General features: G+C 68.0%; 18 protein-coding genes and 1 other RNA gene. 10 read left to right on the top strand and 9 right to left on the bottom strand.

What is annotated here, in order from left to right:
- Positions 1-36: 36 nt before the first annotated feature.
- Both ssrA and mscL read right to left on the bottom strand, forming a co-directional pair.
- Positions 37-377: a transfer-messenger RNA gene (ssrA, locus tag K7G82_RS06875) on the bottom strand.
- A gap of 53 nt (positions 378-430) precedes the next feature.
- Positions 431-853, bottom strand: a complete 423-nt coding sequence (gene mscL / locus K7G82_RS06870) for a large conductance mechanosensitive channel protein MscL (RefSeq protein WP_222989124.1) — start codon at positions 851-853, stop codon at positions 431-433.
- Positions 854-967: 114 nt separating this feature from the next.
- Between mscL and K7G82_RS06865 the strand changes: the two genes are divergently transcribed.
- Genes K7G82_RS06865 through K7G82_RS06850 form a run of 4 tightly spaced genes read left to right on the top strand, consistent with a single transcriptional unit; the run spans position 968 to position 3,669 of the window.
- A complete protein-coding gene (locus K7G82_RS06865; RefSeq protein ID WP_222989123.1) occupies positions 968-1,567 on the top strand; it encodes a LemA family protein in 600 nt (199 codons plus the stop codon).
- A gap of 10 nt (positions 1,568-1,577) precedes the next feature.
- Complete coding sequence (locus K7G82_RS06860) at positions 1,578-2,456, top strand: TPM domain-containing protein (RefSeq protein WP_246623365.1); 879 nt, start codon at positions 1,578-1,580, stop codon at positions 2,454-2,456.
- Positions 2,456-3,139: a TPM domain-containing protein gene (locus tag K7G82_RS06855; protein ID WP_222989122.1), complete on the top strand. Its 684-nt coding sequence runs from the start codon at positions 2,456-2,458 to the stop codon at positions 3,137-3,139. The genes K7G82_RS06860 and K7G82_RS06855 overlap by 1 nt, the downstream gene beginning before the upstream one ends.
- The gene (locus K7G82_RS06850) at positions 3,133-3,669 is read left to right on the top strand and encodes an NUDIX hydrolase (RefSeq protein WP_222990200.1); all 537 of its coding nucleotides are present in this window, start codon (positions 3,133-3,135) and stop codon (positions 3,667-3,669) included. The genes K7G82_RS06855 and K7G82_RS06850 overlap by 7 nt, the downstream gene beginning before the upstream one ends.
- Before the next feature lie 206 nt (positions 3,670-3,875).
- Here K7G82_RS06850 and K7G82_RS06845 read toward each other — a convergent pair whose 3' ends face one another.
- From K7G82_RS06845 to K7G82_RS06830, 4 genes are read right to left on the bottom strand one after another with little or no spacing between them, the layout of a single operon-like run.
- On the bottom strand, positions 3,876-4,154 hold the full coding sequence (locus K7G82_RS06845) for an ETC complex I subunit (protein ID WP_222989121.1): 279 nt from the start codon (positions 4,152-4,154) through the stop codon (positions 3,876-3,878).
- Positions 4,155-4,206: 52 nt separating this feature from the next.
- Positions 4,207-6,657, bottom strand: coding sequence for an ATP-dependent helicase HrpB (hrpB, locus tag K7G82_RS06840; protein ID WP_222989120.1), 2,451 nt, complete (start codon positions 6,655-6,657; stop codon positions 4,207-4,209).
- Between the two features lie 8 nt (positions 6,658-6,665).
- Positions 6,666-7,061: a DUF1801 domain-containing protein gene (locus K7G82_RS06835; protein ID WP_246623364.1), complete on the bottom strand. Its 396-nt coding sequence runs from the start codon at positions 7,059-7,061 to the stop codon at positions 6,666-6,668.
- A 10-nt stretch (positions 7,062-7,071) separates the two neighbouring features.
- On the bottom strand, positions 7,072-8,088 hold the full coding sequence (locus K7G82_RS06830; protein WP_222989119.1) for a polyprenyl synthetase family protein: 1,017 nt from the start codon (positions 8,086-8,088) through the stop codon (positions 7,072-7,074).
- Between the two features lie 96 nt (positions 8,089-8,184).
- On the opposite strand from K7G82_RS06830, the gene K7G82_RS06825 reads away from it, so the two are divergent.
- The 3 genes from K7G82_RS06825 to K7G82_RS06815 are packed head-to-tail and all read left to right on the top strand — an operon-like array spanning position 8,185 to position 10,172.
- Entirely contained in the window at positions 8,185-8,466 is a 282-nt protein-coding gene (locus K7G82_RS06825; protein ID WP_222989118.1) for a chorismate mutase, read from the top strand.
- Between the two features lie 7 nt (positions 8,467-8,473).
- Positions 8,474-9,355 carry an ABC transporter ATP-binding protein gene (locus K7G82_RS06820; RefSeq protein WP_222989117.1) on the top strand — a complete coding sequence of 294 codons (882 nt, stop codon included), beginning with the start codon at positions 8,474-8,476 and terminating at the stop codon, positions 9,353-9,355.
- 13 nt (positions 9,356-9,368) lie between these two features.
- Positions 9,369-10,172 carry a hypothetical protein gene (locus K7G82_RS06815; RefSeq protein ID WP_222989116.1) on the top strand — a complete coding sequence of 268 codons (804 nt, stop codon included), beginning with the start codon at positions 9,369-9,371 and terminating at the stop codon, positions 10,170-10,172.
- Here the strand turns inward: K7G82_RS06815 and K7G82_RS06810 are convergent, their stop codons facing one another.
- The 3 genes from K7G82_RS06810 to K7G82_RS06800 form a co-directional block, all read right to left on the bottom strand.
- Positions 10,173-11,549 carry a sensor histidine kinase gene (locus K7G82_RS06810; RefSeq protein ID WP_222989115.1) on the bottom strand — a complete coding sequence of 459 codons (1,377 nt, stop codon included), beginning with the start codon at positions 11,547-11,549 and terminating at the stop codon, positions 10,173-10,175.
- Positions 11,550-11,593: 44 nt separating this feature from the next.
- A complete protein-coding gene (locus K7G82_RS06805) occupies positions 11,594-12,259 on the bottom strand; it encodes a response regulator transcription factor (RefSeq protein WP_222989114.1) in 666 nt (221 codons plus the stop codon).
- Between the two features lie 74 nt (positions 12,260-12,333).
- Positions 12,334-12,651, bottom strand: coding sequence for a hypothetical protein (locus tag K7G82_RS06800; protein ID WP_222989113.1), 318 nt, complete (start codon positions 12,649-12,651; stop codon positions 12,334-12,336).
- Between the two features lie 108 nt (positions 12,652-12,759).
- Between K7G82_RS06800 and K7G82_RS06795 the strand changes: the two genes are divergently transcribed.
- The 3 genes from K7G82_RS06795 to K7G82_RS06785 all read left to right on the top strand — a co-directional run bounded on the left by K7G82_RS06795 (position 12,760) and on the right by K7G82_RS06785 (position 18,984).
- Entirely contained in the window at positions 12,760-14,544 is a 1,785-nt protein-coding gene (locus K7G82_RS06795; RefSeq protein ID WP_222989112.1) for an ABC-F family ATP-binding cassette domain-containing protein, read from the top strand.
- Positions 14,545-14,761: 217 nt separating this feature from the next.
- Positions 14,762-17,122 (top strand): transketolase, encoded by a 2,361-nt coding sequence (locus tag K7G82_RS06790; protein WP_222989111.1) that lies wholly within the window; start codon positions 14,762-14,764, stop codon positions 17,120-17,122.
- An 86-nt stretch (positions 17,123-17,208) separates the two neighbouring features.
- Positions 17,209-18,984, top strand: a complete 1,776-nt coding sequence (locus tag K7G82_RS06785) for an SLC13 family permease (protein WP_222989110.1) — start codon at positions 17,209-17,211, stop codon at positions 18,982-18,984.
- The last annotated feature ends 10 nt before the right edge of the window (positions 18,985-18,994 follow it).

The following is an 18,994-nucleotide window of genomic DNA, read 5'->3' as shown; positions in this document are numbered from 1 at the left end:
GGGGAGCTTCTGTTGCTCGGCGCTCCCCGTGCCGCCGGAATCCGATTCTGTTGCCCGGTTCGGCCCGAACCGCGTTCAAGCCTTGTAATCTAAGCCGTTAGGCCGTGATTACGCGGCAATCGCGAGCGCCTCGTTGTCATTGGCACTTGTGGTTTTGAACGGTTTTACGGCGCATTCAGGCCGGGCGAAAACATCGTCTTTGAACACACGTCGATCCTGGTTCGGCCCCGTCAGAAGCCCGCCGAGACGGGTTTTTGGTGGAGCCGCCGGGTACTGCCCCCGGGTCCGCTGCATCTATTCCACGACATCATTCATCGCCATCTCCGGACAAGTCCGGCGCGATCGATATAGGGACGGGCGCGCCAAATTGAAAGGGCGGGATGCCGCCGTCGCGACACCCCGCCCCATTCCATTGCCCGATCGCCCGCGCTTATTTGTTGCGCAGCGCGTCCCTGATCTCGGTGAGCAGTTCCACCTCGGTCGGCCCCGCCGGCGCGTCCTCGGCCTTTTTGTGGAAACGGTTGGCCGCCTTGACCAGCATGAAGATGGCGAAGGCGATGATCACGAAATTGATCACCTGCGTCAGGAAGGCGCCATAGCCGAACAGCGGCACGCCCGCCGCCTTCAACGCGGCATAGTCGGCCAGCGAGCCGGTATAGGTGGCCGGCACCTCACCCAGGATCACGAACAGCGACGAAAAATCGATATTGCCGAAGATCGCGCCGATCACCGGCATGATCAGGTCTTCGGTCAAGGATGTGACGATCTTGCCGAACGCCGCGCCGATGATGACCGCGACCGCGAGGTCGAGCACGTTGCCGCGCGCGATGAACGCCCTGAATTCCTGGAACATCTGTCACTCCCTGTCTGCCTGTCGGCAGATTCGCCCACTCTGCCGGCGAACGCAAGGCGTTGCAGCATGTTGGGCAGGGCTGTATTGCGTGTGCAGGACAGTCCGGAGGGATATATGACCAGCGACCGCCTTCGTTTCGCCTTGCTCGCCCCGGCCGCCGTGCTGACGCTTTCGGCCTGCGGCATCAACAGCGTGCCCACGGCCGAGGAGAACGCCAAGGCCAAATGGGCGGACGTGCAGGCCGCCTATCAGCGCCGCGCGGACCTGATTCCCAATCTCCAGGCCGTGGTGAAGGGCGCCGCCGAATCGGAAAAGACGATCCTGACCGACGTGATCGAGGCACGCGCCAAGGCGACGTCGATCCAGGTCAGCGCCAATGATCTGACCGACCCCGCCAAGGTCGCCCAGTTCCAGCAGGCGCAGGCGCAGCTCGGCGGCACGCTCAGCCGGTTGCTCGCCAATGTCGAGGCCTATCCCGAGCTCAAGAGCCAGGCGAATTTCACGACCTTCATGAGCCAGATCGAAGGCACGGAGAACCGCATCAACATCGCGATCCGCGACTATAACGGCGCGGTGCAGAGCTATAACACCACCATCCGCACCTTTCCGGACATGATCGGAGCCAAGATCATCCATGGCGCCAAGCCCATGGTCCCCTTCGAAGCCAAGGCCGGCGCGGACCAGGCCCCCACCGTCGATTTCAGCAAGGGCTGATAGAAGCGCGATGAGCCGTCTGCGCATCGCATTGCCGGCCATGCCGCATCCCGTGATGCGCCTGTCCATCCTGTTCGCGTTGCTGATCGCCTCGCTCATGCCGGCGGCGCAGGCGCAGATCGTTCCCGCGAGCGCCTTCCCGCCGCTCACGGGACGTGTCGTCGATCAGGCCGACCTGCTGACGCCGGAGCAGGAACAGCAGATCACGACCCAGTCCGATGCGCTCGAAAAGGCCAGCGGGCGGCAATTCGTCGTCGCGACGATATCCGATCTCAAGGGCTATGAGGTCCGCGACTATGGCTATCAGCTCGGCCGCCACTGGGGGATCGGCACCAAGGAGAATGACGGCGTCATCCTGCTGGTCGCGCCCAACGAACGCAAGGTGGCGATCGAGGTCGGCTATGGGCTGGAACCGATCCTGACCGACGCTCTTTCAAGCCTGATCATCAACCAGCAGATCCTGCCGCACTTCAAGGCGGGCGACATGCCCGGCGGCATCGTCTCCGGCGCCTATGCGATCATGGAGCAGATCGGCCTGCCGACGGATCAGGCGGCGACGCGGCAACAGCAGTTGCTGGCGGCGGACAAGGAAGCGCGGCGCGACAGCGGCGGATCGCCGCTGATCCTGCTGTTCTGGCTGATCGTGGTCGCGATGATCGTGCTGCCGACGCTGTTCAACGCGGTGCGCGGCGGACGCGGCAGCCGCTATCGTGGCGGGCGCGGGCCGGTGGTGATCTGGGGCCCCTCCTCCGGCGGCTGGAGCTCGTCCTCCAGCAGCGATTCCTGGAGCAGCGGCAGTAGCGGCGGATCGTCCTGGGGCGGCGGAGGCGGCGGTTTTTCGGGCGGCGGCGGATCGTTCGGCGGCGGCGGCGCATCGGGGAGCTGGTGATGGCGAAGGTGAACCGGCTGAGCGAGGCCGACCACAAGCGGGTGAGCGACGCGGTAACGGAGGCCGAACGCGGCACCGATGGCGAGATCGTGACGATCGTCACCGATCTGTCCGACAAATATCATGATGCCGGGCTGCACTGGGCGATCGGCATCATGTTCCTTGCGCTCGCGCTGTTCGCGGTGTTTCCCGAAAAGATCATCGCCATCCTCAGTTGGGCGGCGAACGGCTGGGAACATGAATTCTCGATCGGCGAGATCCTGCCGATCATCTTCGTGGCGCTCGCCGCCAAGTTCCTCGCGGTGCGCTACATCCTCGCCTGGATGCCGCTGCGGCTGGCGCTGACCCCGCGCGCGACCAAGGCCCGCCGCGTCCGCGCGCGCGCGATCCAGTATTTCAAGGTCGGCGCCGAAAGCCGCACCGTGAAGAAGACCGGTGTGCTCATCTATCTTTCGATGGGCGAGCATATGGCGGAGATCGTCGCCGACGAGGCGGTGCATCGCGCCGTGCCCTCCGAAAGCTGGGGCGACGCGATGGCCGCGCTGATCGACGAGGTCCGCGCCGGGCGCCCCGGCGAAGGCATGGCGGCGGCCGTGCGCCAGGTCGGCGCGATCCTCGCCGCCCATTTTCCAAAGGATTCCGGAGACCCCAATGAAATTCCCGATCGGCTGATCGAATTGTGAGCGACGATATCGAACACACGGTCTGGCAGGGCCGCTTCATCACCGCGAAGACGCGCGGCAAATGGGAATATGTCTCACGCACGCGCGGGATCGAGGCCGCGGTGATCCTCGCCATTGATTCGGGCGAGGACGGCGATCATGTGCTGCTGGTCCAGCAATATCGCGTGCCGCTGGGCGCCGATTGCCTTGAGCTGCCGGCGGGCCTGGTCGGCGACGAGGATGAAGGCGAGGCGATCGAGCTCGCCGCGGGCCGCGAGCTGGAGGAGGAGACCGGCTATCGCGCCGCCCGGATCGAGACGATCGGCCGCTTCGCCTCCTCGCCCGGCATGGTCTCCGAAACCTTCACGCTGGTGCGCGCGCACGATCTGGAAAAGGTGAGCGAGGGCGGCGGCGTCGAAGGCGAGAACATCACGGTCCACCGCGTGAAGCTGGCGGACATCGCGGCATTCATCGCCGAAAAACGGCGCGCCGGCATGGTGATGGACGTGAAGCTGCTGACGCTGCTCGGGCCGGGACTGCTGGGGCGCTGATCACCCCGGGCAATCCGGAACGGCGCGATTTTCCCTTTCCCTGATGTCACCCCGGCGAAAGCCGGGGTCCATGCGATGTCTCGCATCCGCGCGGTGGACGGACTGTACGGGCTCCAGCTTCCGCTGCAGCGACGAACGGGGAAGATTCTGCCTTTTGTTGCCCGATCGGCGACAAACCGGTCAGGCACATCATCAAACCGAACCGATTACCGGAAATTATCCGCGTAAGCCTGAAGCTTCAGCGTCCGTTCCGGCGCGGCCACGACATGGCAGGCGATGCCTTCGCGATCGGCATAGGCCTTGGCGGCCTCCGCGCTCGGGAAGCTCAGCTTCACCTGCTCGCGCGTGTCGCCCGAACCGGCCCAGCCCATCAGCGGATCGGGGCGCTTGCGCTCGGCGGGCTCGAATTCGAGCACCCAGCGATGCGTGCGCGCCTTGCCCGACTGCATCGCGTTCTTGGGGGTCTGGTAGATTCGTGCGGCCATCTGTCTGCCCTCTTGTCCTTGCCACGCCCCATACACAGGGCATGGCGCGGCTTCAACGCCGCGCGTCCGCCTTCTTGGTCCTGAGCGTCGCATTGGCAGCGGCGGGATCGTCCGGCCAGGGGTGGCGCGGATAGCGGCCGCGCATCTCCTTGGCGACGGCATGCCAGCTCCCCGCCCAGAATCCCGGCAGGTCGCGCGTCGTCTGGATCGGCCGGCCGGCCGGCGATGTCAGGCTGAGCACCAGCGGCACGCCGGCCACCATCGGATGCGTCGCCAGCCCGAACAACGCCTGGACGCGCACGGTGACGGTCGGCCCCGCATCGGCCTCGTAATCGATCGCGTGATGGCTGCCGGCGGGGCTCGCGAAATCGGCGGGCGCCAGCGAATCGACGCGCTTGCGGCCCTCCCAGCCGAGCAGCGCGTCGAGCGTGCCCGAAAGCGCTGCGCCCTCCACGTCGGACAGCCGGCGCTTGCCCGCCACCAGCGGCGGCAGCCACTGGTCGAGCGTCGCCGCCAGCCCCTCGTCCGACAGATCGGGCAGCTCCGGGGCGGAACGACGGGCGAAACCGGCGCGACGGCGCAACGACCGGGCATTCTCGCTCCATGGCAGCAGATCGACGCCGTGGAGGCGGACGCCCTCCACCAGCGCGACGGCGATCGCCTGTGGATCGGCCTTCGCATCCTGCCCCTTGGCGAGCTGGATCGCGCCCAGCCAGCGCCCCTGCATCGCCCGCACGCCGCGCGTCGCCGGATCGAAACTCACATGCGCGCCGCTCTCGATCCGGTCGCCGAACAGCGCCTCCACCGTCGCGAAGTCGATCGCGGCGGCGGAGAGGATGCGCGCGCCCTGCGCCACGCCCTGAATCTCCGCCACGGCCAGCCATTCCTCGCGCGCGAGCGGCGATGTCGGATCGAGCCGGAAGCCGCGCCCGCCAACCGAAATCCAGTCCGCCCCGTCGGCGCCGCGCCGCCGCGACAGGCGATCGGGAAAAGCGAGCGCCACGCAAACGCCGATCTCCGCATCGCCGCCCATATCGCCCGCGCCGCCGCCAGCCAGCTTCGCCCATCGTTCGGCGAGCCGCCGCCCCGATTCGGCGCGTTGCCCGCGTTCGCCCCGCCAGCGCCGCAGCCGCAGTTCGAGATCGGCGTCCTGCCCGCCAAGCCCGCGTTCGGACAGCAGCACCGCGACCTGCGCGGCCAGCCGCCCCCAGCCTCGCGCGCCGCCCTCCACCAGCATATGGGCGAGGCGCGGCGGCATCGGCAGCTTCGCCAGTTGGGCGCCATGGCGGGTCGGGCGGCCGTCGCCGTCGATCGCGCCCAATGTGACCAGCCGCCCGCGCGCTTCGGCGATGGCGGCGTCTGGCGGCGGATCGAGCCAGGCGAGGCTGCGTGGATCGCTCACGCCCCACAGCGCGCAATCGAGCATCAGCGGCGACAGATCGGCTTCGAGGATCTCGGGCGGATCGAAACGCGGCAGCCCCACCGTCGCCGCTTCCTCCCACAGCCGGATCGCGACGCCCGGCCCCTGCCGCGCCGCGCGGCCCGCGCGCTGCGTCACAGATGCCTGGCTGGCGCGTTCGGTGACGAGACGCGTCATCCCCGCCGCGCGATCGTAGCGCGGGCGGCGGGCCAGCCCCGAATCGACGACCACGCGCACGCCGTCGAGCGTCAGGCTGGTCTCCGCGATGCTGGTGGCCAGCACCAGCTTGCGCCGCCCCGCCGGCCCGGCCGCGATCGCGGCGCGCTGCGCGCCGGGATCGAGCGTGCCGTGCAGCCGGTGGAGATCGACATCGGTGGGCAGGCCGGTCAGCCGCTCGGCGGTGCGCTCGATCTCGGCGACGCCGGGCAGGAAGGCGAGCACGCCGCCCGCCTCCTCCGCCAGCGCGCGGCGGATCGCGGCGGCCATCTCGTCCTCGATCCGCGCCTCGGCGCGTCGGCCGATATGGCGCAAGGTGAGCGGATGGCTCCGCCCCTCGCTCTCCACCACCGGCGCGTCGCCCATCAGCGCCGCGAAACGCGCGCCGTCGAGCGTGGCGGACATCGCGACCAGCCGCAGATCGGGCCGCAACCCGCCCTGCGCGTCGAGCGCGAGCGCCAAGCCGAAATCGCTGTCGAGGCTGCGTTCATGCACCTCGTCGAACAGCACGGCGGAGACACCCGGCAATTCGGGATCGGCCTGGATGCGGTTGCGGAAAATCCCCTCGGTCAACACCAGCACGCGCGTCGCCGCGGACTGGCGGCTGTCCATGCGCGTCGCATAGCCGATCGTGCCGCCGACGGACTCGCCCGCGAGCTGCGCCATCCGCTCGGCGGCGGCGCGCGCGGCGAGGCGGCGTGGCGAGAGCAGCAGGATCTGGCCGGTGCACCAGGGTTCGCCCAGCAGCGCGGGCGCGACCGCCGTGGTCTTGCCCGCGCCCGGCGGCGCCACGAGCACGGCGTTTGGAGCGTCGCGCAAGGCGGCGAGCAGCACGGGCAGAACGGCGTGGATCGGCAGGTCGGCCATGGCCCAGCTCAATCGCCCTTCGTTACCCGCGTCGGATCGCCCAGCTCGGCATTGAGCGCGGCGGCGGCGGCGGCGAGCCGCGAGACCAGAGCGGAATCGATCACCGTCTCCTCGGTCATGACGAGATTGGCGAGTTCGTATTTGCCGCTCGGCTTGATGCGCGGATCATATGCGGTCAGCCGCTTGCCCCGCCAGAAGCCGAGCAGAACGCGATGCGCCTCCGCCCGGATCAGCATGCACAGGCCGTTGGAGACGAAGACGAGATTGCCCCACTTGATGATCTCGTCGAAGGGCGCGCCCGCCTGGATCGCCGCGCGCAGCATCTCGACGCGTTCGCGCTGCCAGCCGGTGAGCGCGGCGACATAGGCATCGGGGCTTGCCGCCGGCGCCATGCCGCGCATCATCGGCCCGCCCTCAATAGGCGCGCGCGATCGCGAATTCGACCGCTTCGACCAGCGCCGCCTTAGCCTGGCTTGCGGGGAAGAGGCCGAGCGCGTCGATCGCGCGCTGGCCGTAATGGCGTGCGCGCTGCAGCGTGTCGGCGATCGCGCCGGTGCTGTTCAAAAGGGCGGTGGCATGCGCCAGATCGGCATCGCTGATGCGGTGGCCATGCATGGCGTCGCGCCAGAATTTGCGATCCTCGTCGCTGCCGCGCGCATGGGCGAGGATCACGGGCAAGGTCACCTTGCCGTCGCGGAAATCGTCACCGACGCCCTTGCCCATTGTCTCCTCGTCGGAGGAATAGTCGATCGCATCGTCGACAAGCTGGAAGGCGATGCCGAGATTGCGGCCATAGGCGTCGAGCGCCAGTTCCTCCGCCTCGCTGCGTTCGCCCACCACCGCCGCGATCCGGCAGGCGGCGGCGAACAGCGCGGCGGTCTTGGCGCCGATGATCTCGAGATAGCGATCCTCGCCGGTCTCCACCTGGCGCTGCGCGGTCAACTGGTTCACCTCGCCCTCGGCGATCACCGCGGAGGCGTTGGACAGGATGCGCAGCACCTTCAGGCTGCCATCCTCCACCATCAGCTCGAACGAACGGCTGAACAGGAAATCGCCGACCAGCACGCTCGCCGGATTGCCCCAGATCATGTTGGCGGTGCGCCGGCCCCGGCGCAGATCCGATCCGTCGACGACATCGTCGTGCAGCAGCGTCGCGGTGTGGATGAATTCGACACAGGCGGCCAGCTTGTGCTGGCGCGTGCCCGCATAATCGAGCAGCCGCGCACAGGCCAGCGTCAGCATCGGGCGCATGCGCTTGCCGCCGCCCGCGATCAAATGCCCGGCGAGTTCGGGGATCAACGGAATATCCGACTGCATCCGCGCCAGGATCACGCTGTTGACCTGATTGAGATCGCCGGCGACCAGCGCCATCATCGGTTCGAGCGAAGGAGCGCGCCCGGCGGGCGCGAGGCGGTGGATGGTCGCTGACATGGCGGCGCCTTGGCCCGGACGGCGGCGATATGCAAGCAATATGGCCTTGCTTTCGCGCGCCGCTCCCCCGAAAAGCCACGGCGACAGGGAGGCTCCATGACCGACGACCGGCTGACGCGCTATCGCGAGAGCATCGACAATATCGACGCGGCGCTCGTGTTCATGCTGGCGGAGCGTTTCAAGATCACCCAGGCGGTTGGCCGGCACAAGGCCGAAACCGGCCTGCCCGCCGCCGATCCGGGGCGCGAGGAACGCCAGATCACGCGCCTGCGCGCGCTGGCGCAACAGGCGAATCTCGATCCGGACTTCACCGAGAAATTCCTGCGCTTCATCATCGACGAGGTGATCCGCCACCATCAGGGCATGCAGGCCGGCTGACAGGCACATGACCGGCGCGGTCATCGAGGCACGCTCGGTCGCCAAGCGCTATGGCGCGGTGACGGCGCTCGCTGGGCTCGACCTGGCCGTGCCCCGGGGCGGCGTGTTCGGGCTGCTCGGCCCCAATGGCGCCGGCAAATCGACCTTTTTGCGGATCGTGCTCGATCTGGTGCGGCCGAGTTCGGGCGAGGTGCTGCTGTTCGGCGCGCCGGTCGATGCCCGCGTCCTGCGCCGGGTCGGCGGTTTTATCGAGGCGCCGCGCTTCCACCCCTATCTGACCGCCACGCAGACGTTGCGCAGCGTCGCGCTGACGGCGGGCATCGCCGATGCCGACGCGGAGGGCCTGCTCGATCGGGTCGGGCTGAGCGAGGCGGCGAATCGGCGGGTCGACGGCTTCTCGCTGGGCATGAAGCAGCGGCTGGGCATCGCCTGCGCACTGATCGGCGCGCCGGAACTGGTGATCCTCGACGAACCGACCAACGGCATGGACCCCGCCGGCATCCAGGACATCCGCCGGCTCGTCCGCGATATCGCCGATCGCGACGGGGCGACCGTGCTGCTGTCCAGCCATCTGCTCGACGAGGTCCAGCGCATCTGCGACCATGTCGCGATCCTCGATCATGGCCGGCTGGTGACGAGCGGGCCGATCGCGGACCTGCTGGGATCGGGCGACAGGCTGCGGATCGCCGCCACGCCGATCGCGCGGGCGATCGAAATCGCGGGCGCGGATGCGCGCGCCGATGGCGAGGACGCGATGCTGGCGCCGATCGCGCGGGCCGACGCGCCGGCCCTGATCGCCGCGCTGGTCGGCGCGGGCATTGCCGTCAGCGAGGCGCGCTGGGTGCGCGGTGACCTGGAAAGGCTGTTCTTCGAAAGAACGGGCCAATGATAGGAACTGGCCGATGATGCTGGCTCAGGCGATCTCGGGCGAAGCCTATCGCGCGCTGCGCAATCCGCGCGCGCTGTTCTGGGCCTATGCGCTGGTGCCGCTGTTCATCCTGATCTTCGGGCTGGGCATCGAACTGGCGGTCCGGATCGATTCGAAGATGGTGCCGCCGACGATCGAGCCGTTCCGCCTCGCGATCCGGTCGCTCGGCGCCGGCGGCAACCCGATCGCGCAGCTTTTCTACGCGATCGGCGCCGCCGCGCTGGTCGCCAACGAATATCGCTGGGAAAGCTGGCGGCTGATCGGCCCGCGCAACCGGCGGCTCAACCTGATCCTCGCCAAATTCATGGTCTATCTGGCCTGCGCCGCCCTGAGCCTGGCCGCGATCGTCGCGGTCGAGTTCTTCTCGGCGTTCGTCGCCGGATTGGCGAAGGGCACGCCGGTCGCCTGGAACGTGGATGGCGGGCCGGGCTGGGCCGCTTTGGCCGTGGCCTGGGCGGCGTCGCTCGCCGAACTCGCGGCGCTGGGGGCGCTCGCCATGGCGGGAGCGGTCGCGACGCGCTCTCTGCTCGGCGGCGCGATGCCCGCTTTCCTGTTCGCGCTCGGCCAGTCGCTGCTGCTCGCCTTCGCGCAGCCGCCCGCCGGCATCAACCGGGCGATCCTGCTGCCCGTCCATGCCGGAGACATGGCGCGCGGCTGGGCGCAGGGCGGATCGGGCGGCGATGCGCTGGCGGGCGCGGCGATGCTGCTCTGCTGGGCTTTCGTGTTGATCGCCACGGCGATCATCCTGTTTTCGCGGCAGGACTTGTCGCGGGAGTGATCACGCCGCGGCGGGCAGTCTCAGCCGCACCAGCAGGCCGCCCAGATCCTCGCTTTCCTCCAGCGTGACCGTGCCGCCGTAGATTTCGGCGACGTCGCGGACGATGGCGAGGCCAAGGCCCGTGCCGGGCTTGCCGGTGTCGAGGCGGACGCCGCGATCGAAGATGCGCTGCCGCTCCTCCTCGGGAATGCCGGGGCCGTCATCCTCGACCAGGCATTCGACGAAACCGCCGCTTTGCTGGACGGTGACGAACACGCTGCCGCCGCCATATTTCGCGGCATTCTCGATCAGATTGCCCAGCATCTCGTCCAGATCCTGGCGTTCGGTGTGCACGGCCAGATCGCGCGGGCCGTCCATGTCGAAACGGACATGCGCGTAGAGCCGGCCCACCGCGCGCTCCACCGCTTCCAGGCTCTGCCACACCACCGCGCGGCTATGGGCATGGCCGCGCCGGCCGACCGCGCGGGCGCGCGCCAGATGATGGTCGACCTGCCGCCGCATCGTCGCGGCTTCGCGGATCACGGTTTCGGGCAGGTCGGCCGCGTGCGCGGTCGCGGCGTTCATGATCACGGTCAGCGGCGTCTTCAGCGCATGCGCCAGATTGCCCGCATGTTCGCGCGCTTCCTCCGCCTGTTTCTCGTTGTGCGCGAGCAGCGCGTTCAGTTCCTGGATCAGCGGCTGGACCTCGTCGGGCATCGCTTCCTCCACCCGATTCGTCCGCCCCGCGCGCATCGCGCCGATCGCTTCGCGCAGCTTCTTGAGCGGCCAGAGGCCGTAAAAGGTCTGGAGCGCGGCCATCACGATCAGCCCCAGGCCGAGCAACGCGAAGCTGCGCACCAATGTGCGGCGCAATGTCTCGATCTGCTCGTCCAGCCCGTCGCGGCTCTGCGCGATCTGGAAGCGCCAGATCGTCGGCGAATCGGGAAGCTGGATGTCGCGCTCCATCACGCGCAGCTTCTGATCCTGGAATTCACTGCTGTCATAGGTGTGGATCGCCGAATCGCGATGCGCGGCGCCCGTGCGCAGCCGCCGATCCCATAGCGAGCGTGACGGGAACGGCTCGACGCCCTTGCCGGTCACCTGCCAGTACAGGCCCGAATTGGGCTCCAGAAAACGCTGGTCGGCCAGCGGCCGGCTGAAGCGCACCTCCCCCACCGGCCCGATCTCCGCGGACGCGATCATCGAATTGAGCACATATTCCATGCCCGCGTCGAAATTGCGCGTGATCGCGGTGGTGAGCACGCGATCGAGCGCGAGCCCGCCGCCGACCAGCAGCACCAGGATCCACAGCGCCGCGACGCCGATCATGCGCCGGCTGAGCGATCCGGTGTTGCGCTGCTTCGGCAGCTTGAGAGCGGCGGGCGCGGGTTCAGTCATCAGCGTCGGCGTGGCCCCGCATCGTCTTCAGCACGAAGGCGCGATCACGCCTCCGGATCCTCCAGGCTGTAGCCCAGGCCACGGATGGTGGTGATCACGTCCGGCCCCAGCTTCTTGCGGATCCGCGTGACGAACACTTCGATCGTGTTCGAATCGCGGTCGAAATCCTGATCGTAGATATGTTCGATCAGCTCCGTGCGGCTGACCACCTTGCCCTTGTGATGGAGCAGATAGCTCAGCAGCTTATATTCCTGCGCGGTCAGCTTCACCGGCGATCCCGCCAGCGTGACCTTGCCCGATCGCGTATCCAGCCGGACGTCGCCCGCCACCAGTTCGGACGAGGCATTGCCCGATGCGCGGCGAATCAGCGCGCGCAGGCGGGCGATCAGTTCCTCGGACTGGAAGGGCTTGGCGAGATAATCGTCCGCGCCCGCGTCCAGCCCGGCCACCTTGTCGGACCAGCTGTCGCGCGCCGTCAGCACCAGCACGGGCATCGCCTTGCCCTCGCGGCGCCAGCGATCGAGCACCGTCAGCCCGTCGATCTCGGGCAGGCCAAGGTCGAGCACGACCGCGTCGTAGCTTTCGGTCGATCCCAGGAAATGGCCGTCCTCGCCATCGGTGGCGAGATCCACCGCATAGCCCGCGCCCTCCAAGGTGCTGCGGAGCTGCTGGCCGAGGCTCGGCTCGTCCTCAACGATCAAAACGCGCATCTCTTCCCCTTTTTGAAACGGGTGTTCGCCGCAACCCTACACCGGGGACGCGGGACTTGTCGAAGGTCTAGAAACTAGCGCCCCGAACGGCCGACCTCGCGCCCGTTGCGCGCATCGACCTCGACCCAGAACACCTTGTAGTCGCGCTGGAATTTCAGGCGATAGATCGCGCGTTCCTCGTCATATTCGGGGCTCGCGCGCAGATAGGACGCGCCGCTCGCCTCATAGCGCGGCACCACCATCGCCTCGATCCGGTGCAGCGGCATCACATGCCCCTTGCGGCTCGCGTCATAGGCCGAATCCTGTTCGTCACGGCGGGATTGCGCCTCTGCCGCGACGGGCGGAAGCGCGGTCGAAAGCGCCAATCCGAGGGATACAAGAAGACGAGTCATTGCGTTCATGGGCTTGTGGCATAGGGGGAAAGCGTTGAATAGGCCATGAATAGCCGGTTCATCGAACGGCGATCCGACACCCCAAGTTCAGGACAATCAGAGCGTTCCATGTCAGCCCCCGTCCTTGCCTATGAAGATCTCGGCCTGATCCAGGGTTCGGGGTGGCTGTTCCGCCATCTCGACCTGTTCGTCGGCCCGCGTGACCGGCTGGCGTTGATCGGCCGCAACGGCGCGGGCAAGACGACCTTGCTCAAGCTGATCGCCGGCGCCATCGATTGCGACGAAGGGCGCCGGACGATGGTGCCCGGCACGAAAGTGGTGCTGCTCGAACAGGAACCCGCGATGGCGGGCCATGCGACGCTGATGGATTATGCGCTGTCGGGCAGCGATGCGCCGGAAGCCCATGAAGTCGCCGCGATCGCCGATCAACTCGGTATCGACATGGACCGTCCGGCCGCCACCGCCTCGGGCGGCGAAAGGCGCCGCGCCGCGATCGCCCGCGCGCTGGCGCTCGATCCCGACGTGCTGCTGCTCGACGAACCCACCAACCACCTCGACATCGGCGCGATCGACTGGCTGGAGGACTGGCTGGGCCGCTATCGCGGCGCCTTTATCGCGATCTCGCACGATCGTACCTTCCTCACCCGGCTGACGCGCCAGAGCCTGTGGCTCGATCGCGGCACGCTGCGCCGGCACGAAATCGGCTTCGGCGGCTTCGATGCCTGGACCGAGAAGGTCTATGAAGAGGAAGCGCGCAACGCGCAGCGGCTCGACGCCAAGCTGAAGATCGAGGAGCATTGGCTCCAGCGCGGCGTCACCGGCCGCCGCCGGCGCAACCAGGGCCGGCTGGCCAAGCTCAAGGAAATGCGCGCCACTCGCGCCGCGATGCTCGGCCCGGCGGGCACCGCCGCGCTTTCGATCGGCACCGACGATGTCCGCACCAAGACGGTGATCGACGCCGTCGGCGTCACCAAGCGCTTCGGCGAGCGCGCGGTGATCAAGGATTTCAGCTTCCGCATCCAGCGCGGCGACCGCATCGGCATCGTCGGCAGCAACGGCGCGGGCAAGACGACGCTGCTGAAGCTGCTGACCGGCGAGATCGAGCCCGAGGAGGGCAGCGTGAAGCTCGCCAAGACGCTCGACGGCGTGATCATCGACCAGCAGCGCAGCCTGATGGCGCCGGAAAAGACGGTGCGCGACGTGCTGGCCGATGGCGGCGACTGGATCGAGGTGCTCGGCGCCAAGAAGCATATCGTCGGCTATCTGAAGGAATTCCTGTTCGAACCCGCGCTGGCCGACGCCAAGGTGGGCTCGCTGTCCGGCGGCGAGCGTTCGCGCCTGCTGCTCGCGCGCGAATTCGCGCGGCGCAGCAACCTGCTGGTGCTCGACGAACCAACCAACGATCTCGACCTGGAAACGCTCGACCTGCTGCAGGAAGTGATCGCCGATTATGAAGGCACGGTGCTGATCGTCAGCCACGATCGCGACTTTCTCGACCGGACGGTGACGGTCACGCTCGGCCTCGACGGATCGGGCCATGTCGATATCGTCGCCGGCGGCTATGAGGATTGGGAACGCCAGCGCAAGGCGCGGCTGCAACCCGCGCGCGCCGTGGCGAAAGCCGCGCCGCCGCCGCCCCCGCCGCCCGCCAAGGCGAGAACCAAGCTCAGCTACAAGGATCAGCGCGACCTGGACCTGCTGCCCGGCCGGATCGAGGAGATCGAGGCCGCGATCGCCCGCGACGAGGCGACGCTCGCCGATCCCGACCTCTACACGCGCGATCCCAAGCGCTTCGCCGCGCTCACCAAGGCGATCGACGACGCGCGCACGGAACGCGACGCGGCCGAACTGCGCTGGCTCGAACTGGCGGAGATGGCGGAAGCGCTCGATTGAGGGCGGGGTTGGAACAACTTTCACCGTCATCACGTCATTCCGGCGAAAGCCGGAATCTCCCTCGGCATAGAGCAAGAGATTCCGGCTTTCGCCGGAATGACATGAGTAGGGCGATAAGCCTCCGCGCATTCCAAACCACCGAAATGACGATTCAAGTTGCCGCCTTCGAGCTCCACGGATTAGGACAGGCTTAGCGTCCTTTTCACGGAACCCGATCATGGCCCCTTCGAAGACCCGTATCGACAGCATCGCGGCGCGCGCGGAGCGCAAGCGGCGGGTCACCTATCTCGAATGGATCGATGCGCGGCTACGCTGGCTATCGGCCTGGACGATCCACAACGCCAATCACCTGCGCGACAGCCGCGACGGGCTGAAGGTCGGCGGGCATCAGGCGAGCTGCGCGTCGATGTCGACGATCATGTCGACGCTGTATTTCCACGCGCTCGGCCCCAACGACAAGGTCGCGGTGAAGCCGCATGCCGGGCCGCTGCTCCACGCGATCCACTATATGCTCGGCAACCAGGAGCTGGACCAGCTCCAGCGCTTTCGCGGGCTGGGCGGCGCGCAAAGCTATCCCAGCCGCACCAAGGACAGGATTCCCGTCGATTTCTCGACCGGATCGGTGGGCCTGGGCGTCGGCATAACCGCCTTCGCCAGCCTGGTGCAGGATTATCTGATCGCGCATGGCCGCCTCGCCCCCGAAAAGGCGGGCCGGATGATCGCGCTGATGGGCGATGCCGAACTTGACGAAGGCAATATCTACGAATGCCTGATCGAAGGGTACAAGCACGACATCCGCAATTGCTGGTGGATCATCGACTATAACCGCCAGTCGCTCGACGCGACGACGGCGGACCGGATGTTCCGCCGCTTCGACGATATCTTCGAGACCTGCGGCTGGCGCGTCGTCACGCTGAAATACGGCAAGCTGCAAAAGGCGGCGTTCGCGCGGCCCGGCGGCAAGGCGATCGAGCAATGGATCGATACCTGCCCCAATGCCGAATATGCCGCGCTCACCTATCAGGGCGGCGCCGCGTGGCGCGAGCGGCTGATGCGCGACATCGGCGCCGACAAGCGCGTGGCCGCGCTGATCGCGAGCTATGACGATGCGGCGCTGTCGCAGCTCATGACCAATCTGGGCGGCCATTGCGCCGAATCGCTGGCGGAGGCGTTCGACGACGCGCAGGACGACCGGCCGACGGTGTTCATCGCCTATACCGTCAAGGGCTATGGCCTGCCCTTCGCGGGCCACAAGGACAATCATGCCGGGCTGATGAACCCCAGCCAGGTGGAAGCGCTGCGCCAGGGGCTGGGCATCGCCGAGGGCGACGAATGGGCGCCCTATGCGGGGCTTGGCGACAATGCCGCCGCCGAACTGAAGGCGTTCGTCGACGCCTCTCCGCTGAGCGCGGGCAACCGCGAGACCGCGGCGCCCGCGGTGCCCGTGCCCGCGATCCCGGTTCCCGAGGGCGCCGAGCAATCGACCCAGGCGGCGTTCGGGCGCATCCTGCTCGACCTCTCCAAATCGGGCCATCCGATCGCCGACCATATCGTCACGACCTCGCCCGACGTCACCGTTTCAACCAATCTCGGCGCCTGGGTGAACCAGCGCGGCCTGTTCCGCCGGCAGGAGCTGAAGGACGTCTTCCAGCTCGCCCGCATCCCCTCCGCGCAGAAATGGACGGGCAATGGCGCCGGCCAGCATGTCGAGCTGGGCATCGCCGAACAGAATCTGTTCCTGACGCTGGCCGCGCTCGGCCTGGCCGCGCCGCTGTTCGGCACGCGGCTGCTGCCGATCGGCACGGTCTATGATCCGTTCATCTCGCGCGGCCTCGATGTGCTCAACTATGGCTGCTACCAGGATGCGCGCTTCCTGCTCGTCGCCACCCCGTCGGGCCTGACGCTCGGGCCGGAGGGCGGCGCGCACCAGTCGATCAACACGCCGCTGATCGGCATCGGCCAGCCGGGCCTCACCTATTTCGAGCCCGCCTATGCCGACGAGCTCGCCGCGATGATGGAATGGGCGTTCGACCATATGCAGGCCGATGGCGGCGGCTCGGTCTATCTGCGCCTGACCACGCGCACGCTCGATCAGGTGGAGCGCGCCGGCACGGGCTGGCGCGACGACGCGCTGAAGGGCGGATACTGGCTGAAGGAGCCCGGCGAGGGCGCGGCGCACGCGATCGTCGCGACGGGCGCGATCATGCCGGAGGCGTTCGCCGCCTGGGAACAGCTCAGCGAGGATCTGCCGGGCATCGGCCTGCTCAACGTCACCTCGCCGGATCTGCTCCAGCGCGGCTGGTCCGCGCAGCGCGCCAATCGCTGGACGAAGGGCGAGGCCGGCGCGTCGCATGCCGATGCGCTGCTCGGCCGGCTGGCGCGAAACGCCTCGCTGGTGACGGTGATCGACGGCAGCCCGACCTCGCTCGCCTGGCTGGGCGGCGTGCGCGGCCACCGGGTGAGCCCGCTCGGCCTCGACCGCTTCGGCCAGACCGGCGACCTGCCGGACCTGTATCGCACCTATCGCCTCGACGCCGATGCGATCGTCGATGCCATGGCGGAGCTGATCCTGGACTAACCCGCTTTTATCGGGACCAATTTCCCGCCCGGGGCGTTTAGCTTCGGGCGGGGCCGTCCGGTCGCGCTTGCCCGTCCGGAGCCGCGATGACCCAACCCCAGATGCTCGCATTAGCAATTCTTGCGGGCATGATGCTGCTCTTCATCTGGGGACGGCTGCGCTACGACCTCGTCGCCATCCTCGCGCTGCTCGCGTCGATCGCGGCGGGCACGGTGCCCGCGAAACAGGCATTTTCGGGGTTCAGCGACGATATCGTCATCATCGTCGGCAGCGCGCTGGTCGTCAGCGCCGCGGTCGCGCGATCGGGCCTGGTGGAGCGGGTGCTCGACCGGCTGACCGCCGGCATGTCGCGCGTGCGCTGGCAGCTCACCATCCTCGTCTCGTCGGTCACCTTCCTCTCCGCGCTGGTCAAGAATATCGGCGCGCTCGCGATCCTGATGCCCGCCGCCTTCCGCATGGCGAAGCGATCGGACGCCTCACCATCGGTCTTCCTGATGCCGATGGCGTTCGGATCCTTGCTCGGCGGCCTCATCACCTTGGTCGGCACCTCACCCAATATCATCGTGTCGCGGGTGCGCGAACAGATGACGGGCGAGCCCTTCGCGATGTTCGACTATGCGCCGGTCGGGCTCGGTCTTTCGCTGGTCGGCATCGTCTTCCTGCGTTTCGGCTATCGCCTGTTGCCGCGCGACCGCCGCGCCGCGCCGACGATGGGCGAAGCGCTCGACATCCAGGATTACACGACCGAGGCGGAAATCCCCGAGAACGCCCCGATCGTGGGCCAGACGGTCGCCGCCCTCCGGCACAGGCTGGGCGAGGTCGAGCTGACCGGCCTGCAACGCGGCGACGGCAAGCGGCGGAAACCGTCCGGGCGGATGGTGCTGAAGGCGGACGACACGCTGGTGATGAAGGGTGAACCCGACGCGCTGGAACGCGCGATCGCGGAGAACGGCCTGGCGCTGGCCGGACAGGACCGCGCGCTGGTGACCGAAACCGCCGCCGAGAATGTCGGCGTGATCGAAGCGGTGATCGGCGCCGATTCGGTGCTGATCGGGCGCGCCGCCGAAAAAGTGGCGCTGCACGATCGGTACGGCGTCAATCTGCTCGCGATATCGCGATCCGGGGACCGGCTGTTGCGCGGCCTCGGCAACACGATGCTGCGCGCCGGCGACGTCATCGTGCTCCAGGGCGCGCTCGACACATTGCCCGAACAGCTTCGCGCGCTCGGCTGCCTGCCGCTCGCCGAACGGCCGCTGCGGCTGGGCAGTCCGCAGCAGCGCATCCTGCCCGTCGCCATCCTCGGCGCGGCGATGGCGGCGACAGCGCTCGGGCTGGTGCCCGTCGCCGTCGCCTTTTTCGGCGCCGCCGCGCTCGTGATGCTGACCGGGGCGCTGCCGGTGCGCGAAGCCTATGCCCATGTCGAATGGCCGATCCTGATCATGCTGGGCGCGCTGATCCCGGTCAGCGGCGCCCTGCAGACGACGGGCGGGACCGATCTGATCGCCAACTGGCTGTCCGCCACCGCCGCGACATTGCCGCCCTGGGGCGCGGTAGCGCTGATCCTGGTCGCGGCGATGGCGGTGACGCCCTTCCTCAACAACGCCGCGACCGTGCTGGTGATGGCGCCGATCGCCGCCAGCTTCGCGCAGGACCTGCACATGCGCCCGGATGCCTTCCTGATGGCGGTCGCGGTCGGCGCGGGCTGCGACTTCCTCACGCCGATCGGCCACCAGTGCAACACGTTGGTGATGGGGCCGGGCGGCTATCGGTTCGGCGACTATGCCCGTCTGGGCGCGCCGCTCAGCCTGATCGTGCTGATCGTCGGCGTGCCGCTGATCCTGGCCTTCTGGCCGGTGCGCTGAACCGCTTCTA

This window comes from Sphingomonas colocasiae, assembly GCF_019880585.1.
In the GTDB taxonomy this organism is placed as follows: Bacteria; Pseudomonadota; Alphaproteobacteria; order Sphingomonadales; family Sphingomonadaceae; genus Sphingobium_A; species Sphingobium_A colocasiae.
This window is presented reverse-complemented; position numbering and strand designations above follow the sequence as displayed.

Excerpts from the sequence above, each read along its gene's own strand:
- mscL (WP_222989124.1), bottom strand. The coding sequence starts at position 853 with ATGTTCCAGGAATTCAGGGCGTTCATCGCGCGCGGCAACGTGCTCGAC.
- K7G82_RS06865 (WP_222989123.1), top strand. The coding sequence starts at position 968 with ATGACCAGCGACCGCCTTCGTTTCGCCTTGCTCGCCCCGGCCGCCGTG.
- K7G82_RS06860 (WP_246623365.1), top strand. The coding sequence starts at position 1,578 with ATGAGCCGTCTGCGCATCGCATTGCCGGCCATGCCGCATCCCGTGATG.
- K7G82_RS06855 (WP_222989122.1), top strand. The coding sequence starts at position 2,456 with ATGGCGAAGGTGAACCGGCTGAGCGAGGCCGACCACAAGCGGGTGAGC.
- K7G82_RS06845 (WP_222989121.1), bottom strand. The coding sequence starts at position 4,154 with ATGGCCGCACGAATCTACCAGACCCCCAAGAACGCGATGCAGTCGGGC.
- hrpB (WP_222989120.1), bottom strand. The coding sequence starts at position 6,657 with ATGGCCGACCTGCCGATCCACGCCGTTCTGCCCGTGCTGCTCGCCGCC.
- K7G82_RS06835 (WP_246623364.1), bottom strand. The coding sequence starts at position 7,061 with ATGATGCGCGGCATGGCGCCGGCGGCAAGCCCCGATGCCTATGTCGCC.
- K7G82_RS06830 (WP_222989119.1), bottom strand. The coding sequence starts at position 8,088 with ATGTCAGCGACCATCCACCGCCTCGCGCCCGCCGGGCGCGCTCCTTCG.
- K7G82_RS06825 (WP_222989118.1), top strand. The coding sequence starts at position 8,185 with ATGACCGACGACCGGCTGACGCGCTATCGCGAGAGCATCGACAATATC.
- K7G82_RS06820 (WP_222989117.1), top strand. The coding sequence starts at position 8,474 with ATGACCGGCGCGGTCATCGAGGCACGCTCGGTCGCCAAGCGCTATGGC.
- K7G82_RS06815 (WP_222989116.1), top strand. The coding sequence starts at position 9,369 with ATGATGCTGGCTCAGGCGATCTCGGGCGAAGCCTATCGCGCGCTGCGC.
- K7G82_RS06810 (WP_222989115.1), bottom strand. The coding sequence starts at position 11,549 with ATGACTGAACCCGCGCCCGCCGCTCTCAAGCTGCCGAAGCAGCGCAAC.
- K7G82_RS06805 (WP_222989114.1), bottom strand. The coding sequence starts at position 12,259 with ATGCGCGTTTTGATCGTTGAGGACGAGCCGAGCCTCGGCCAGCAGCTC.
- K7G82_RS06800 (WP_222989113.1), bottom strand. The coding sequence starts at position 12,651 with ATGACTCGTCTTCTTGTATCCCTCGGATTGGCGCTTTCGACCGCGCTT.
- K7G82_RS06795 (WP_222989112.1), top strand. The coding sequence starts at position 12,760 with ATGTCAGCCCCCGTCCTTGCCTATGAAGATCTCGGCCTGATCCAGGGT.
- K7G82_RS06790 (WP_222989111.1), top strand. The coding sequence starts at position 14,762 with ATGGCCCCTTCGAAGACCCGTATCGACAGCATCGCGGCGCGCGCGGAG.
- K7G82_RS06785 (WP_222989110.1), top strand. The coding sequence starts at position 17,209 with ATGACCCAACCCCAGATGCTCGCATTAGCAATTCTTGCGGGCATGATG.